This is a genomic window from Flavobacterium sp. PL002, assembly GCF_054165825.1.
The window spans coordinates 653015-668153 of record NZ_CM135110.1; the positions used below are offsets into that span (position 1 = coordinate 653015).

General features: G+C 32.1%; 15 protein-coding genes and 1 tRNA gene. 13 read left to right on the forward strand and 3 right to left on the reverse strand.

Features of this window, described 5'->3' with window-relative positions; translation table 11 throughout:
- The first annotated feature begins 48 nt into the window (after positions 1–48).
- The 5 genes from ACVEGE_RS02835 (at position 49) to ACVEGE_RS02855 (ending at position 5229) form a co-directional block, all read left to right on the forward strand.
- Entirely contained in the window at positions 49–1944 is a 1896-nt protein-coding gene (locus ACVEGE_RS02835) for a RecQ family ATP-dependent DNA helicase (RefSeq protein ID WP_192501468.1), read from the forward strand.
- Positions 1944–2891, forward strand: a complete 948-nt coding sequence (fmt, locus tag ACVEGE_RS02840) for a methionyl-tRNA formyltransferase (protein ID WP_192501467.1) — start codon at positions 1944–1946, stop codon at positions 2889–2891. The genes ACVEGE_RS02835 and fmt overlap by 1 nt, the downstream gene beginning before the upstream one ends.
- Positions 2892–3117: 226 nt before the next feature.
- Positions 3118–4131: an IS30 family transposase gene (locus tag ACVEGE_RS02845; protein WP_173854735.1), complete on the forward strand. Its 1014-nt coding sequence runs from the start codon at positions 3118–3120 to the stop codon at positions 4129–4131.
- 139 nt (positions 4132–4270) lie between these two features.
- Positions 4271–4543 (forward strand): HU family DNA-binding protein, encoded by a 273-nt coding sequence (locus tag ACVEGE_RS02850; RefSeq protein WP_091171627.1) that lies wholly within the window; start codon positions 4271–4273, stop codon positions 4541–4543.
- Positions 4544–4668: 125 nt separating this feature from the next.
- A complete protein-coding gene (locus tag ACVEGE_RS02855) occupies positions 4669–5229 on the forward strand; it encodes a YqgE/AlgH family protein (protein WP_173852867.1) in 561 nt (186 codons plus the stop codon).
- Here ACVEGE_RS02855 and ACVEGE_RS02860 read toward each other — a convergent pair.
- Positions 5221–6066 (reverse strand): aminotransferase class IV, encoded by an 846-nt coding sequence (locus ACVEGE_RS02860; protein WP_192500139.1) that lies wholly within the window; start codon positions 6064–6066, stop codon positions 5221–5223. The genes ACVEGE_RS02855 and ACVEGE_RS02860 overlap by 9 nt on opposite strands.
- Positions 6067–6120: 54 nt before the next feature.
- Entirely contained in the window at positions 6121–6513 is a 393-nt protein-coding gene (locus ACVEGE_RS02865) for an START-like domain-containing protein (RefSeq protein ID WP_173852865.1), read from the reverse strand.
- A 152-nt stretch (positions 6514–6665) separates the two neighbouring features.
- Between ACVEGE_RS02865 and ACVEGE_RS02870 the strand changes: the two genes are divergently transcribed.
- From ACVEGE_RS02870 to ACVEGE_RS02890, 5 genes are all read left to right on the forward strand, one after another.
- Positions 6666–6739, forward strand: a tRNA-Met gene (locus tag ACVEGE_RS02870).
- A gap of 334 nt (positions 6740–7073) precedes the next feature.
- Complete coding sequence (locus ACVEGE_RS02875; protein ID WP_225738071.1) at positions 7074–8846, forward strand: glycerophosphodiester phosphodiesterase family protein; 1773 nt, start codon at positions 7074–7076, stop codon at positions 8844–8846.
- 243 nt (positions 8847–9089) lie between these two features.
- Positions 9090–9866, forward strand: a complete 777-nt coding sequence (locus ACVEGE_RS02880; RefSeq protein ID WP_192500140.1) for an XRE family transcriptional regulator — start codon at positions 9090–9092, stop codon at positions 9864–9866.
- A gap of 79 nt (positions 9867–9945) precedes the next feature.
- Positions 9946–11331: an exonuclease domain-containing protein gene (locus tag ACVEGE_RS02885; RefSeq protein WP_192500141.1), complete on the forward strand. Its 1386-nt coding sequence runs from the start codon at positions 9946–9948 to the stop codon at positions 11329–11331.
- A gap of 88 nt (positions 11332–11419) precedes the next feature.
- Complete coding sequence (locus ACVEGE_RS02890) at positions 11420–11671, forward strand: hypothetical protein (RefSeq protein ID WP_192500142.1); 252 nt, start codon at positions 11420–11422, stop codon at positions 11669–11671.
- 57 nt (positions 11672–11728) lie between these two features.
- Here ACVEGE_RS02890 and ACVEGE_RS02895 read toward each other — a convergent pair whose 3' ends face one another.
- Positions 11729–12181 (reverse strand): DUF4442 domain-containing protein, encoded by a 453-nt coding sequence (locus ACVEGE_RS02895; RefSeq protein ID WP_173852840.1) that lies wholly within the window; start codon positions 12179–12181, stop codon positions 11729–11731.
- 218 nt (positions 12182–12399) lie between these two features.
- Between ACVEGE_RS02895 and ACVEGE_RS02900 the strand changes: the two genes are divergently transcribed.
- The 3 genes from ACVEGE_RS02900 (at position 12400) to ACVEGE_RS02910 (ending at position 15137) form a co-directional block, all read left to right on the forward strand.
- Positions 12400–12855 (forward strand): DUF4870 domain-containing protein, encoded by a 456-nt coding sequence (locus ACVEGE_RS02900; RefSeq protein ID WP_173852839.1) that lies wholly within the window; start codon positions 12400–12402, stop codon positions 12853–12855.
- Between the two features lie 180 nt (positions 12856–13035).
- On the forward strand, positions 13036–13365 hold the full coding sequence (locus tag ACVEGE_RS02905; protein ID WP_007136354.1) for a PadR family transcriptional regulator: 330 nt from the start codon (positions 13036–13038) through the stop codon (positions 13363–13365).
- Between the two features lie 5 nt (positions 13366–13370).
- Entirely contained in the window at positions 13371–15137 is a 1767-nt protein-coding gene (locus ACVEGE_RS02910) for a PspC domain-containing protein (protein WP_192500143.1), read from the forward strand.
- Positions 15138–15139: the final 2 nt, after the last annotated feature.

Genomic DNA, 15139 nt, shown 5'->3' on the forward strand with positions numbered 1-15139 from the left:
AAACATCATTTTTACCCATCCGAATTTATAATTCAAAATTAAAAATGAATGTCTGAAGCACTAAAAATTCTTCAAAAATACTGGAAACACGACTCTTTTAGAGCACTACAAAGTGAAATAATTGATTCCGTTTTAAGCGGTCAAGATACTTTTGCTTTATTACCTACTGGTGGAGGAAAATCAGTTTGTTTTCAAGTACCCGCCTTAATGCAAGACGGAATTTGCCTTGTGATATCACCACTTGTTGCGCTAATGAAAGACCAAGTGGCAAACTTAAACAAACTCAACATTAAAGCCATTGCCTTAACCGGCGGAATAAAATCAGATGAGATGATTGATCTTTTAGACAATTGTCAATTTGGGAATTATAAATTTTTATATTTATCTCCTGAGAGATTGCAGTCTGACTGGATTTTAGAACGAATTAAAGCACTTCCTATAAATTTAATTACCATTGATGAAGCACATTGCGTTTCACAATGGGGTCATGATTTTAGACCGGCATATTTAAAAATTGCGAATCTAAAAACACATTTTCCTAATACAGCTTTTTTAGCGCTGACTGCCACTGCAACTCCAAAAGCTAAAAACGATATTATAAATGAACTAGGATTAGAAAATCCACAAATTTTTCAAAAATCTTTTGCTCGAAAAAACATTGCCTACATGGTATTTGAAACCGAAGATAAACTCTTTAGAATTGAACAAATATTAAAGAAAAATCCAGAGTCGTCTATTATATATGTACGAAACAGAAAATCGTGTACCACAATTGCCACACAATTAAATGCTTTAGGATTCAAAGCTACTTATTATCACGGTGGTCTTAGTTCAAAAGAAAAAGATAAAAACATGAAGTTGTGGATTCAAGATGAAGCGCAAGTTATTGTTGCCACTAATGCTTTTGGGATGGGAATTGACAAGGCAAATGTAAAAACAGTAATTCACATTCAACTCCCTGAGAATCTAGAAAACTATTACCAAGAAGCAGGTCGCGCAGGTCGAAACGAACAAAAGGCATTTGCCGTTTTACTAACGAACCCATCTGACATCATACAAGCCGAAAATCAATTTCTAAGCATCCTTGCAGATAAAAGTTTCCTTAATAGTATTTACAAAAAACTGTGTAATTATTTCCAAATTGCCTATGGAGAAGGAATTAACGAACAATTTCCTTTTAATCTTAATCATTTTTGTACAAAATATAATTTTCCCGTATTAAAAACCTACAATGCTTTTCAGTTTCTAGACCGACAAGGTATTATAACTTTATCGCAAGAATTCTCAGAGAAAATTAGCCTCCAATTTATCATTTCTTCAAAAGAAGTGATTCGGTATACCAGTTTAAATACTAATGATGAAGAAATCATCCTTACTATATTAAGGACTTATCCTGGAATTTATGAAATACAAACTGCTTTTAACCTCACCTTGATAGCTAAAAAATCGCATCATTCAGAAAGCGAAATTTTGGCTCTTTTGCATAAGCTAAAAGAAAAAGAAATTATTGCATACAATTCTAAAAATAACGATGCGCTACTTACTTTTAACGAAATTAGAGAAGATGAGCGAACCATTAGTAAGGTTGCGAAATATCTAGAAAATCAAAATCAATTAAAAAAAGAGCAATTCAGTTCTGTTTTAAAATATATTAATGACTGTACTAGCTGCAAAAGCAAGTTAATCTTAAGTTATTTTGGAGAAGAAACGGATGAAGACTGTGGAATTTGCTCGTATTGCATTACTAAAAAGAATAAAAAAACAGATGTCAATTCTCTCACCAAAGAAATAATTGCACTATTAAAAACAGCCGATTTAAATTCGAGAGAACTTCAAATTAAAACTAATAATAACAGTAACGATGTTATCTTTGTGATTCAAGATCTTTTAGAAAACGAAAAGATTACAATCCAAGCTAACAATAAATACACCTTAAAAATATAATGGAAAAATTACGAATTGTATTTATGGGAACCCCTGAATTTGCAGTGGGAATCCTTGACAGTATTTTAAAAAAAGAATATAATGTAGTAGGCGTAATCACCGCTGCAGATAAACCAGCAGGACGCGGACAAAAAATAAAATATTCAGCAGTTAAAGAATACGCTGTAGCAAATGATTTAAAATTACTACAACCTACAAACTTAAAAGACGAGTCATTTTTAGAGGAATTGAAAGCTTTGAATGCTAATTTACAAATTGTTGTCGCTTTTAGAATGCTCCCTAAAGTAGTTTGGACAATGCCTACCCTAGGTACATTCAATTTACACGCATCATTATTACCCAACTATCGTGGAGCCGCTCCTATTAACTGGGCAATTATAAATGGAGAAACAAAAACAGGTGTTACTACATTTTTTATTGATGATAAAATTGATACTGGCGCAATTATACTAAGTGATGAAACAGCTATAGATCCAAATGAAAGCGCAGGACAACTACATGATCGCTTAATGTTATTAGGCTGTGAAACAGTCAATAAAACTTTAGCATTAATTGAAAAAAAAGAAGCTAAAGCCCTTGTACAACAAGAAACTGCAGAAACCAAAACCGCTTACAAGTTAAACAAAGAAAACTGCAAGATTGACTGGACAAAACCAGCTGTAGAAATCAATAATTTAATAAGAGGCTTGAGCCCTTACCCTGCTTCGTGGTGTTATTTTTTAGATAAAAATGAAGAACTGAGTGTCAAAATTTACGAATCAAATGTTGTAGAAGAGGCACACACGCTTGCTTTTGGAAGTATTGTATGTACCAAAAAAGAAATGAAAATTGCTGCAGACGGTGGATTCATCCAAATAACAAGCTTACAGCTTCCTGGTAAAAAGAGAATGAAAGTATCCGAATTGTTAAATGGAGTCTCATTTACAGAGGAAGCAAAAGCGCAGTAACGTCAATAAAACAAGGGTATTGTGCAAAAACAAAAAAATATCGCAATGATTTATGAACAAAAAAACTAAGTTATTAACAAAATGCACTATAATCTGCGGAAACGCTTGTGTAGTAAGGATTTCCTGCTAAATTTGCTATCGACAATTTTTTTAACCAACAATTAATAACTATTGGAGAATTCAAGAACCTAACGCAACAAATGATAAATTTTATCTTTGTTGAATTATGGAAAAAAAGTACAAAAGATTATCCTTCGAAGAACGTATTATAATTGAGACTTTACTCAAGGAAAATAAGTCCAAAAGCTACATTGCAAAACAAGTAAACCGAAATAGATCCACCATTACCAAAGAAGTGAAACTTTGGATATTAAAGCCAACCGACATCTACAAGGCTGATTTAGCACATTGGTATGCTTTAGAAAACAATAAAATCAAAAGAACTCAAGATAAAATAAACTCACATCCCAGACTTAAAATGTTCATTTATAGAAGTTTATTAAAGGGGACGAGCCCTGAATTAATGGCTGGACAAATCAAGGTATTATACCCAAATGACCCTATTATGTCCATTTCTTACGAATCTATTTATAAGCATATTTATAGATTTAGACAATCTACGTTGGGTAAAAAACTAATCAAACTTCTACCCTATCATCATCACAAAAGACGGGACAAAAGGAAATATGGTATAAAAAAAACTCGAATCAAAGACCAAGTCAGTATTGATGATAGACCTAAATATATCGAGGAACGCCTTGAAGCTGGACATTTAGAAGGAGATTTAATGATTGGTGTAGCACACAAAAGTGCTATTGGAACCATTGTAGATAGAAAAACTAGATTTTTAATTATTGTAAAAATCAACAACAGAAAATCCAAAACAGTAACTCACGAATTTGCAAAGCTCTTAAATAAACAACCTCAATACCTCAGAAAAACAATGACTTACGATAACGGAATAGAAATGGCTAATCATAAATGGCTCTCAGAAAAAACTGGAATGGATATTTATTTTGCACATCCATACTCCTCATGGGAAAGAGGAACAAATGAAAATACTAATGGACTAATTAGAAGGTTTTTACCCAAAGGAACCGACTTTAACACAATAACTATTGAAGAACTAAAACGAATAGAAAACAACCTAAATAACAGACCTAGAAAGGTTTTAGGTTTCAAGACACCTAATGAAATGAGAAGCGAGGAAATCAACAAAATGAATCAAGCAACGGCTTAAGTTTGGAAATAACTTTTGGCTCCTTAAAAAGCCAAAAAAGTTATTCTAAAATTAAGCACATTATCTAAGAAAAATACTAAATTTGATTAATTAAAAAAAACTAACACTGTTGCGCTAGACCCTTGAATCCGCCATTATTATGAACAAATCAGAATTAATCGATGCTATCGCTGCTGACGCAGGAATAACAAAAGCTGCTGCAAAATTAGCTTTAGAATCTTTTTTAGGAAACGTAGGTGACACTTTGAAAAAAGGCGGAAGAGTATCTTTAGTAGGTTTCGGATCTTGGTCTGTTTCTGCTAGAGCTGCAAGAGATGGTAGAAACCCTCAAACAGGAAAAACAATCCAGATTGCTGCTAAAAATGTAGTAAAATTCAAAGCTGGAGCAGAATTAGAAGGAGCAGTAAACTAATTAAGTTTACAACCTTGTAATATAGTAAAACCCTCCTCATCGAGGGTTTTTTTATGCAATTAAACGAGTAAAGTTGGTTTTTTTTAAAAATTTTTCTTAATTTTAATAAAAAAATTGCAGAAAATATGATTTCAGAAACACTAATAAAAGGACAACTGCTTATTTCTGAGCCTTCTATAATTGGAGATTTATCATTTAATAGATCTGTGATTTTGTTGGCTGACCATAATAAGGAAGGCTCAGTAGGATTTATTATCAATAAACCTTTGAAGTACACCATAAATGACCTTATACCCGAAATAACCTCTAAATTTAAAATCTACAATGGCGGTCCTGTAGAGCAAGATAACCTTTATTTTATTCACAATGTTCCAGATTTGATTCCGAATAGTATCGAAATATCAAACGGAATATATTGGGGAGGAGACTTTGAGTCTACAAAAGAGCTTTTAAACACAGGTCAAATCAATAAAGACAATATTAGATTCTTTCTTGGTTACACAGGTTGGGATGAGAATCAACTAGAAACAGAAATGAATGCAAATTCATGGATTATCACTCCTAATAATTACAAAAATAAAATTATAGGGAAGTCAGCTACCCATTTCTGGAAAGAACAAATTATCGAACTTGGTGGGGATTATTTAATCTGGTCAAATGCACCCGAAAACCCCTATTTAAACTAAGTTTACTTGAATACTTTTATTTAATAATTCTAATAATTGCTGAGCAACAGTAGTTATAAATTCCTTTTTTCTATATTTAGTTATCGGTTGCACACCTTTTATTACATTGGTGATGAATAATTCATTGGCTTTTTGTAAGTCAAAAGGCGAAATAATTTCTTCTACAACCTCTAGTCCTTCTATTTTTTTGGCTAAAGCCAAAATTTGCTTTCTCATAACACCGTTTAAACAGCCTTCAGAAACAGGAGGAGTAATCAATTTATTCCCTAAAACCATAAAAATATTGCCTTGAATTGCTTCTACAACGTTCTTGGCATCATTTAACAATAAGCAGTTGTCTAACCCATTTTCATGGGCATAAATACTTGCTGTAGTATTTAGTAACCTATTAGTTGTTTTTATAGAAGATAATAACTGTTTGGTAATATAAAAATCTTTGAACAAATCAACTTCATAAACTTGTTTTTCGACACTATAAGAAACCTCATCAATCACCGAAGCGTGTATTAAATAAGAAACTTCATTAGTTAACGGCAGGTAGTAACCTCCATCATTTCTATAAACAGTAATTCTAGCTCTAGAAGAATTTGCTATATTATTTCTAGTAACTAAGGAAATAATTTGCTCTTCAAAATATTCCATGGTGAAATTCATAGGAATTTCCATTCTCACAACACGCATAGAAGCCATTAATCTAAAATAATGATCCTCTAAAAAAAGGACTTTAGAATTGACTATTTTAACCGTTTCAAAAACGGCGTCTCCGTATAAAAAAGCACGATTTTGTGTTAATATATTACTGTCTTGAAGTGCGATATTCCCATTAAAATTAATCATAAAAAAACCCTGAATTTTGTTCAGGGCAAATATAAGTTTTAAAATACAATTTTACTATACAGATCCAATTAGATGTTTCAAATCAGAAATTTGATTTTCCCATAATAATTTAGCTTCGTCAATTTCATCTTCTTCAGCAAAATCAACCACCATTATAGAAACATCTTTAGTAAGCTCATCTACAAGAATATGCATTTCAAAATAATACTCTGTATCTTTATTACTATCATCTACCCATTTAAACTTCACTTTCTCTCCAGATTTCTTAGAAGCCAAGCGCGCTTTTTCTTCAGATCCGTCCCAAATAAAAGTAAAAAACTCACCACGTGAATTTACATTATCAGCAAACCATTCTGACAAACCAGAAGGAGTTGAAATATATTGATACAATAACTGCGGAGATGAATTTATAGGAAACTCTATTTCGTAACGTTTTTTCTGATCCATGAGCTCATTTAATTTTTTTCGAATATATAGAATATAAAGTCTAAAAAAAAATCTTTTTAAATTTATTTTTTTTATTTCAAAAAAGCTTGCGAAGTTTAATATTATTTATATCTTTGCACCCGCAATCAGGGATGGTTGTTCAATAGCCTTTTGGCGAGGTAGCTCAGTCGGTTAGAGCGCAGGATTCATAACCCTGAGGTCACGAGTTCAAATCTCGTTCTCGCTACATAATTCAAACCCTTAAACAACAATTGTTTAAGGGTTTTTTATTGCATAAAAGTTTCTTAAAAACTTAGACTCTTACCTAAATTTTCTCAGTAAGCTAATGTCATTGTAAACATGAGAAGAGGCGTTAAAATACAAAAGAAATACAAAATCACCTTTCAGATAAATAACACATTATTAACGCAGGAAATGATGGTGCTGCTTTTGGAACACTTACTTTTATAGGTGATGCTTCCAGATTTCATGGAGTGTATCTTAAAGCCGATTTTTAAACAATAATAAATCACAGTAAAACTATATTATCTTGATTAACGTAGTTTTTAATTTATACCATTATGATAAAAAAACATTTATTAACAGTACTTTTAGCATTATCTATTAGCCTTTCTAATGCACAAATAGTAACTAAAGAAAGTACAATTAATACGCTTGAAACTGCCATTAATGCAGCCGAACAAAAACTCGAAAATTTGAAACCCGATAACGAAGCTAGAATAATCTGGGCAAAGGATTTTAAGGAAAAACAATCTCCTATTGCATTTGTGTATCTTCATGGTTTTGGCGCCAGCAATAGAGAAGGCCAACCCATCATGTCGATGTTATCTAAAACATATAATGCTAACGTTTACTTGTCTCGATTAAAAGAACATGGATTGAATAGAGAGGATAACTTTAAGAATCTTACTCCTGAAAATTATATCGCTTCCGCAAAAGAGGCTCTGGAAATAGGGAAAATAATAGGAAAACAAGTGATTTTAGTAAGTACTTCTACAGGTGGAACCCTGAGTTTAAAATTAGCTTCAGAAGATCCATCTATTGCTGGTTTAATTATGTACTCGCCTTTTATCGATTTAAAAAATCCTGCCTTTGCTTCTATTCTTACTCCTGAAGGTAAAGCAGGCTTTATAAAAATGAATGGTGGCGAAATCATGAAACAAAGCAGACCCGAAAAGGAACAAAAATACTGGTCTACCTCTTACCACATTGATGGGTACGAAGCATTAATAAAAATGCTAAAAAGTACCATGACTGCACAAAATTTTGAAAAAGTCACAGTTCCTGTATTTGTTGGTTACTACTATAAAAGCGAAAAAGAGCAAGACGAAGTTGTCTCTGTTCCTGCAATTTTAAAAATGTACGAAAGCCTAGGAACAGCTCCTGATAAAAAGATTAAAGTAGCTTTTCCAGAAGCAGGAAATCACGTTATTGCTTGTGATCTGAGATCTAATGACTGGAAAAATGTTTTCGATAAAACCACATCGTTCATAGATGCTGTCATTCTAAAAAAAGAACGAAAATTTGGTTTTGAACTTCAAGGCCATCGCGGAGCAAGAGGACTAGCGCCCGAAAATACACTTCCTGCATTTAAAAAAGCGTTAGATTTAGGTGTAAACACTTTAGAATTAGATGTTGTAATTAGTGAAGACAATCAAGTCGTAGTCTCTCATGAACCGTGGTTGAATTACGAAATTACATTAGATGCTAAAGGAAAAAACATAACTAAAGAAGATGCGCTAGCTTTTAATATCTACAAGAACAAATATAAAACCATAAAAAAATACGATGTAGGCGCTATTGGAAATCCTAAGTTTCCAGAACAAGAAAAGTTAAAAACATACAAACCTTTACTAGCTGAAGTCATAAAATATGCAGAGACTAGAAATCCAGCTATTTTTTATAATATTGAAATTAAAAGCACACCTGAAGAAGAAGCTAATGGATTTCAACCAAGCGTAAAGGATTTTTCGGATCTTTTAATTTCACAATTAAAAAAAAGCAACTTACTCCTAAACCGAATTACGATTCAAAGCTTTGATCCCAGAGTATTAGAATACCTTCATAAAACGTATCCTGATTACCAACTTTCCTTTTTAACTTTCGAAAATGATTTTGAAACGAATATGAAAGCGCTAACTTTTATACCCGAAATTTACAGTCCCTACTATGTGCTTCTAAATGACATTGAGGTAGAAAATATTCATCAAAAAAACATGAAAGTGATTCCGTGGACTGTTAATAATAAAGAAGATATGGTTCGTTTACTAACAATGAATGTAGACGGCATTATCACTGATTATCCTAATATCGGTATTCCATTAAGGAAATAATTTCATATTAATACCTAACTGTATTTTATCCTGAAAAAGCAGTTATATTTTAATTGTAGAATAAATAGAACCTTACACCCCTTTGCATATTATATTCGAAAACTAATTGATAACGGTGTTTAAAAAAATTAAAAACTGCATTAATAACACAACTATAGCTAGTTGAAAGTTTATATTTTAAAATTAGTACAGATTAAAACATTTTTCACTAATTTTGCTGTTATAAATTATAACAAATTAGTTATGTCCCTATTTTCAGATAATATTAGAGCGTTACGTATTAATCATAAAATCTCGCAAGAGAAAGTTGCTCAAAGCTTTATGATTACTCGCGGACGTTATGTAAAATATGAAGATGGAACTTCGGAGCCACCTTATAACATCTTAAAAAAGATAGCTCAGTTTTACCAAATTACTATTGACTTATTATTATCAATAGACATTCGAGAAATTGACGTCAATGACTTATTAAAACTTGGGAATAATCGTTTGGTTCTACCTATTCAAGTTGATGAGATGGGTGAAAACCGAATTGAAATTGTTACTCAAACAGTAAAAGCGGGGTATTTAAGCGGCTATGCTGACCCGGAATACATTGAACAATTACAGCAAATTTCGTTACCCTTTTTAGGTGTTGGAAAATACCGTGGCTTTCCTGTTGAGGGAGATTCAATGCCACCGCATCAAGATGGTGACATAATTGTAGGCAGGTATGTAGAGCATTTAGGCGAAGTTTTAGATGGTAAAACGTATATTCTAATCACTCGAAATGAAGGTATGGTATACAAACGTCTTAATAAAAATAAAAAAAATGCTCTGGTGGTTGCATCCGATAATTATTTCTATCCTGCATATGAAGTAAAAGCTTCAGATATTCTCGAAATTTGGGAATACCAGTGCAGCATTGCTAAAAGTGACAAAAAAACTGAAGCTCTAGAGAATGATGCAATAAAAAACATGTTTGTAGAATTAAAAAGAGACATTAAAGAAGTAAAAAACAGTATTGGTTTAACCAATTAAATTACTTTTTAATTTCACACTCACTTTACATCAAAACACCCCAATTAACACACTGAATTTTTACCCTATTACACCATTAATGAAAAAGCAAGAATACGCTATCGTTGATATTGAAACCACTGGAGGCAATGCTAGTCATAGCCGAATTACTGAAATTGCAATAGTCATTCACGATGGTGAAAAAGTAATTGATCGCTGGGAAACATTAATAAACCCTGAAAAAGACATACCGCCAGCTATTTTTGCCTTAACCGGAATCACTAATGAAATGGTTAGCGATGCTCCAGTATTTGAGATGGTATCAGACAAAGTTTTTGAACTGCTATCTGATCGTGTCTTTGTTGCACACAACGTTAATTTTGATTACTCTTTTGTACGCCATGAACTAGAAAGAGCAGGACTTAAATGGACAGCAAAAAAATTATGCACTGTAAGAGCGTCTAGAAAAATTAGACCCGGAATACCTTCCTATAGCTTAGGAAGACTTTGTAAATCTCTAGATATTGATTTAGAAAACCGCCACAGAGCAGGTGGTGATGCCGATGCAACTGCCATTCTTTTTTCTCGATTATTAGAATGGGATACTGACAAGGAGATGGACAAAATGATTAAGAAGACTTCACAAGAGCAACGCTTACCTCCTAACCTACCAAGAGAAGATTTTGATCAATTACCTGAAAAACCTGGTGTCTATTATTTTTATGATGAACATAATAAAGTAATTTATGTAGGGAAAGCGATTAATTTAAAGAAAAGAGTAGCATCCCATTTTAGCGGACATAAAATTACTCCGCAAAGACAAAATTTTCTAAAGGATATATGCGCCATTACTTTTGAAATTTGTGGAACCGAAATGATGGCGTTACTATTGGAATGTATCGAAATAAAAAAACTGTGGCCAATTTACAATAAAGCGTTAAAACGCTTTGAGCCAAAATATGGCTTATTTGAATATGAGGCAAGAAATGGATACAGGTATTTAGCCATTGGTAAAATAGCCAAAAACCAGAGCTGCATAGAGACATTTGACACGATATACAACGGAATAAATTTACTTAGAGAATTAGCACAGCAGTTTAAAATTGATCATCGTTTTTGTAAATATGGAAGCATGCCTGATGGGGTTCTCCCTTTGCAAAGTGATCAAGAAGAACTCCCTAATATTGAGGAACACAACGACCAAGTACAGGCAGCAATAGCTTTCTATTTAGAAAAAAGACCTACTTTTGCTATCGTAGATAAAGGAAGAACTAATGAAGAACACAGTTATATTTGGGTTGAAAAAGGGCATTTTTACGGTATGGGATATATAGAGAATGACATTGCTATTAATGATTTATCTCAAATTAAAGATCACATGACTCCTTATCCTACAAATCAGTACATTATGCAATTGATTTTTTCTTTCATTCAAAAACACCCTCAGAAGGTTCGTTTTGAAAAACAAGAAGAGCACGAATTTTAATTTTAAAATACTACATCTGTGAAGATATTGGCATCAAATCGTTTCGCTTTTTTTTATATATTTGGACGTTAATACAAATTAAAAAACTATGAAAAAAATAACTATCCTAGCTGCCTTTGTTTTATTTGCTATTAGTACAAATGCTCAAGAAAAAAAGACTGCTGCTAAAAAAGAAGTAACTAAAGAAAAGACATGTTGTACGAAAACTGCTGACGCAAAAACAATGACTGCTGCTGAAGTTGCTAAATGCAAGGAAAAATGCAAAGCTGAAGGTAAAAAATGTGTGGCTACAACAGCCACCAAAGAAGATAAGAAATGCTGTATGAAGAAAGCATCATAAATAAGAAAGCCTCCCTAGGGAGGCTTTCTTATTTATATAATAAATTCAGATATCTAGTTATTTAAGACGCACACTCCACTCAAAATCCATTTCTGATACTTGAATTCCGTCCTCATTTATTCCTATAGATTTCATCCAGAAAGTTTGGCCTTCGCCAGTAGCGATAGTTGCATTGATCGCATTTTCTATAATAAGACCGTCTTTGCAAATAAAATTGATACGTCCGGTTGCTTTTTTTGTAAAGTTCCCTTTGTTATTAGCAACTAACATTGATATTTTTCTGCCGCTTTTATGTATTTGATACATTACTAAGGCACCTGTTGTTAACTCGGCTGCCATTGCTTGAACCGCAAAATACATTGATTTAAATGGATTTTGATTGATCCAACGGTGTTTAACTGATACAACGCATTTTTTTTCGTCGATATCTTTTACTCTTACTCCTGCAATATAAGCAGAGGGTAACTTAAAGAGTAAGAATTTATTAAGTTTTGAAGCTGTAAGATTCATTATGACTGGTTTTTTTGCTAATCTACAAAAAAATACTATGCACACATAATATTTTTTTATGTTAAAAAAATGTTAACATATGGTACTATGCGATACAAGATACTAGTTTTTAACCATATATTTGCATAAGAAATTACTAGGTAACCGAAAAGGCAGTAAGAAACTGGAGTTTCAATCATCAATCAAAAAAAATAATTAGCACTCAAAATCACATTAAAATGAAAACAGTAACCGAAAAAAACACAGCAACATTTATTCACTTGAGCATGTTAACGCAATATTTTATTCCGTTTGGGAATTATATCTTTCCCATTTTAATATGGTCTACAAAAAAAGACTCTTCGGAGTTTGTAGATTACAACGGGAAGCAAGCTTTAAATTTTCAACTGAGTTTATTAATGTATTGTTTAATTTTAATATCAATTGCGGTTCCTTGTTTTTTATTTACAATTTTTAATAATATTCCGTTTGAAACTATAATTACCCAAGACCATTTCTCTAGTAATCATTTTGATTTTGGCAGTAACATCGGGTTAATCACCGCTGGATTTATAGCACTGTTCTTAGCAGCAACCATAAAAGTAGCAGAGTTCTTTTTAATTGTTTATGCAGCTATCAAAACATCAAATGGAGAATTATTTAAATACCCTGCAACAATCAACTTTATAAAATAGTCGCTTAGCCCTGATAGAAGCGGCATCCTTTTATATCTTGAACTAGTTTCAAGTCTTTGAAAACTAGTTCAAGATATAAAAGATATAGCGGATAGCAGGATTAGCTTCTAAAAAATTCATTACAATCATCAAAAATCAATCAAAGAATGAACAGTTTAATCCACAAACAAAAATGAAATTATGAACATTGAAAACACAAAAGCCCAGATGCGCAAAGGTGTTCTTGAGTTTTGCATCTTATCTGTATTGAAAGAAAAAGACGCATACACATCAGAAATATTAGACACTTTAAAAAACGCAAAATTACTAGTTGTTGAGGGAACTATTTACCCTTTACTAACGAGATTAAAAAACGACGGTTTACTCAGTTATCGCTGGGAAGAATCAACATCAGGACCACCAAGAAAATACTATGGTTTGACTGAAATAGGACAAACTTTTTTAAACGAATTAAATGGTACTTGGACAGAACTGTCTGATGCTGTAAACCTAATAACCAACCAAAAATAATAGCCATGAACAAAACAGTAAATATAAATTTAGGAGGAATGTTTTTTCATATTGATGAAGATGCATACCAAAAACTAACCCGTTATTTTGACGCTATAAAGCGTTCTTTATCCAACTCATCAGGACATGAAGAGATTATCAAAGATATTGAAATGCGCGTATCCGAATTATTGACTGAAAAACAACGCAGTGAAAAACATGTTGTAGGCTTGAAAGATGTAGATGAAGTGATTGCCGTAATGGGACAACCTGAAGATTACATTATTGAAGATGATAATGCTACACAGCAAAATTTTAATCAAAACAATTACAACACTACCGGAAAATCAAGAAAATTATACCGCGATAAAGACAAAGGAATGATAGGTGGTGTTGCTGCTGGTCTTGGACATTATTTTGGGATTGAAGCCGTATGGATTAGAGTCCTTCTGATATTATTAGTTTGGGGTGCTGGAACTGGAGTTTTGGCTTACATTATTCTTTGGGTAGTGATGCCTGAAGCGGTAACTACATCAGAAAAGCTTGAAATGACTGGAGAACCAGTAAATATTTCGAATATTGAAAAAAAAGTTCGAGAGGAATTTGAAAATGTTTCAGATAAAATAAAAAATGCTGATTACGATAAATATGGTAACCAAATTAAAAGTGGCGCTACAAGATTAGGAAGTACATTTGGTGACTTTATCATGAATGTTTTTAAAGTTTTTGCTAAGTTTCTTGGAATTATTTTAATTCTTTCTGGCCTATCTTTAATTATTACTTTTTTAGTTGGCGCATTAACATTAGGTTCAGTTCATTTTAACAACTTTCCTTTTCATCAATTCATTGAGTCTGGAAACTTTACTGATTATCCTATTTGGGTTTTTGGATTATTAGTTTTCATTGCTGTTGCTATTCCGAGTTTTTTCTTGACGCTTTTAGGATTCAAATTAGTATCTCCAAGTTTAAAATCTATAGGGAATATCGCTAAATCTACATTACTAGCGCTTTGGATTATTGCAATTGCAATTTTGATTTCAATAGGAGTTAAACAAGCATCAGCTTTTTCAAATGATGGTAGAATTGTAAAAAAACAAAATATTGCATTACAAGCCACAGATACTTTACAAATTAAATTTGTGCACAATGATTATTTTGCCAAAAATGTAAATGATAGCAATGACTTTAAAATTACTCAAGACTCACTTAACAACGACATAATTTACTCCAACCAAGTACGTTTTAGAATTGAAAGCACTGATGATAAAACAGCATACATTCAAATTGAAAAAGAAGCTAAAGGATCCTCGTTATCAGAAGCTAAAAGAAGAGCAGAGCAAATTAAATACCATTATAAAATAGTAAACAATCAATTAATTTTAGATAATTATTTAATTACAGATATCAAAAACAAATATAGAGATCAAGAAGTTGAAATCACGTTATTCCTACCACAAGGAACATTATTTCAAGTAGACTCAAGCGTTCGAAACTACGATAGATCTAATGACGAATTCTTTAACTTACACCACAGTTCAGACAAGTACTTGTACAAAGTATTTGAATCTAAAGTAAAATGTCTAGATTGTCCTGCAGATGAAGAGGATGATTATGATACAGATGATAATTACGATAACGAAAATATAAACATACATATAGAGGACAAAGAAAATAACTCGATTACTATCAATAAAGATGGTTTATCTATTACTAATGACAGTATTAAAGGTTCAAGTAAAGACATACATGAGTTAAGAATAAACAAAGATGGAATCATAATCAAAACAAAATAATC

Coding starts and splice junctions, on each gene's coding strand:
- ACVEGE_RS02835 (WP_192501468.1), top strand. CDS start 49: ATGTCTGAAGCACTAAAAATTCTTCAAAAATACTGGAAACACGACTCT.
- fmt (WP_192501467.1), top strand. CDS start 1,944: ATGGAAAAATTACGAATTGTATTTATGGGAACCCCTGAATTTGCAGTG.
- ACVEGE_RS02845 (WP_173854735.1), top strand. CDS start 3,118: ATGGAAAAAAAGTACAAAAGATTATCCTTCGAAGAACGTATTATAATT.
- ACVEGE_RS02850 (WP_091171627.1), top strand. CDS start 4,271: ATGAACAAATCAGAATTAATCGATGCTATCGCTGCTGACGCAGGAATA.
- ACVEGE_RS02855 (WP_173852867.1), top strand. CDS start 4,669: ATGATTTCAGAAACACTAATAAAAGGACAACTGCTTATTTCTGAGCCT.
- ACVEGE_RS02860 (WP_192500139.1), bottom strand. CDS start 6,066: ATGATTAATTTTAATGGGAATATCGCACTTCAAGACAGTAATATATTA.
- ACVEGE_RS02865 (WP_173852865.1), bottom strand. CDS start 6,513: ATGGATCAGAAAAAACGTTACGAAATAGAGTTTCCTATAAATTCATCT.
- ACVEGE_RS02875 (WP_225738071.1), top strand. CDS start 7,074: ATGATAAAAAAACATTTATTAACAGTACTTTTAGCATTATCTATTAGC.
- ACVEGE_RS02880 (WP_192500140.1), top strand. CDS start 9,090: ATGTCCCTATTTTCAGATAATATTAGAGCGTTACGTATTAATCATAAA.
- ACVEGE_RS02885 (WP_192500141.1), top strand. CDS start 9,946: ATGAAAAAGCAAGAATACGCTATCGTTGATATTGAAACCACTGGAGGC.
- ACVEGE_RS02890 (WP_192500142.1), top strand. CDS start 11,420: ATGAAAAAAATAACTATCCTAGCTGCCTTTGTTTTATTTGCTATTAGT.
- ACVEGE_RS02895 (WP_173852840.1), bottom strand. CDS start 12,181: ATGAATCTTACAGCTTCAAAACTTAATAAATTCTTACTCTTTAAGTTA.
- ACVEGE_RS02900 (WP_173852839.1), top strand. CDS start 12,400: ATGAAAACAGTAACCGAAAAAAACACAGCAACATTTATTCACTTGAGC.
- ACVEGE_RS02905 (WP_007136354.1), top strand. CDS start 13,036: ATGAACATTGAAAACACAAAAGCCCAGATGCGCAAAGGTGTTCTTGAG.
- ACVEGE_RS02910 (WP_192500143.1), top strand. CDS start 13,371: ATGAACAAAACAGTAAATATAAATTTAGGAGGAATGTTTTTTCATATT.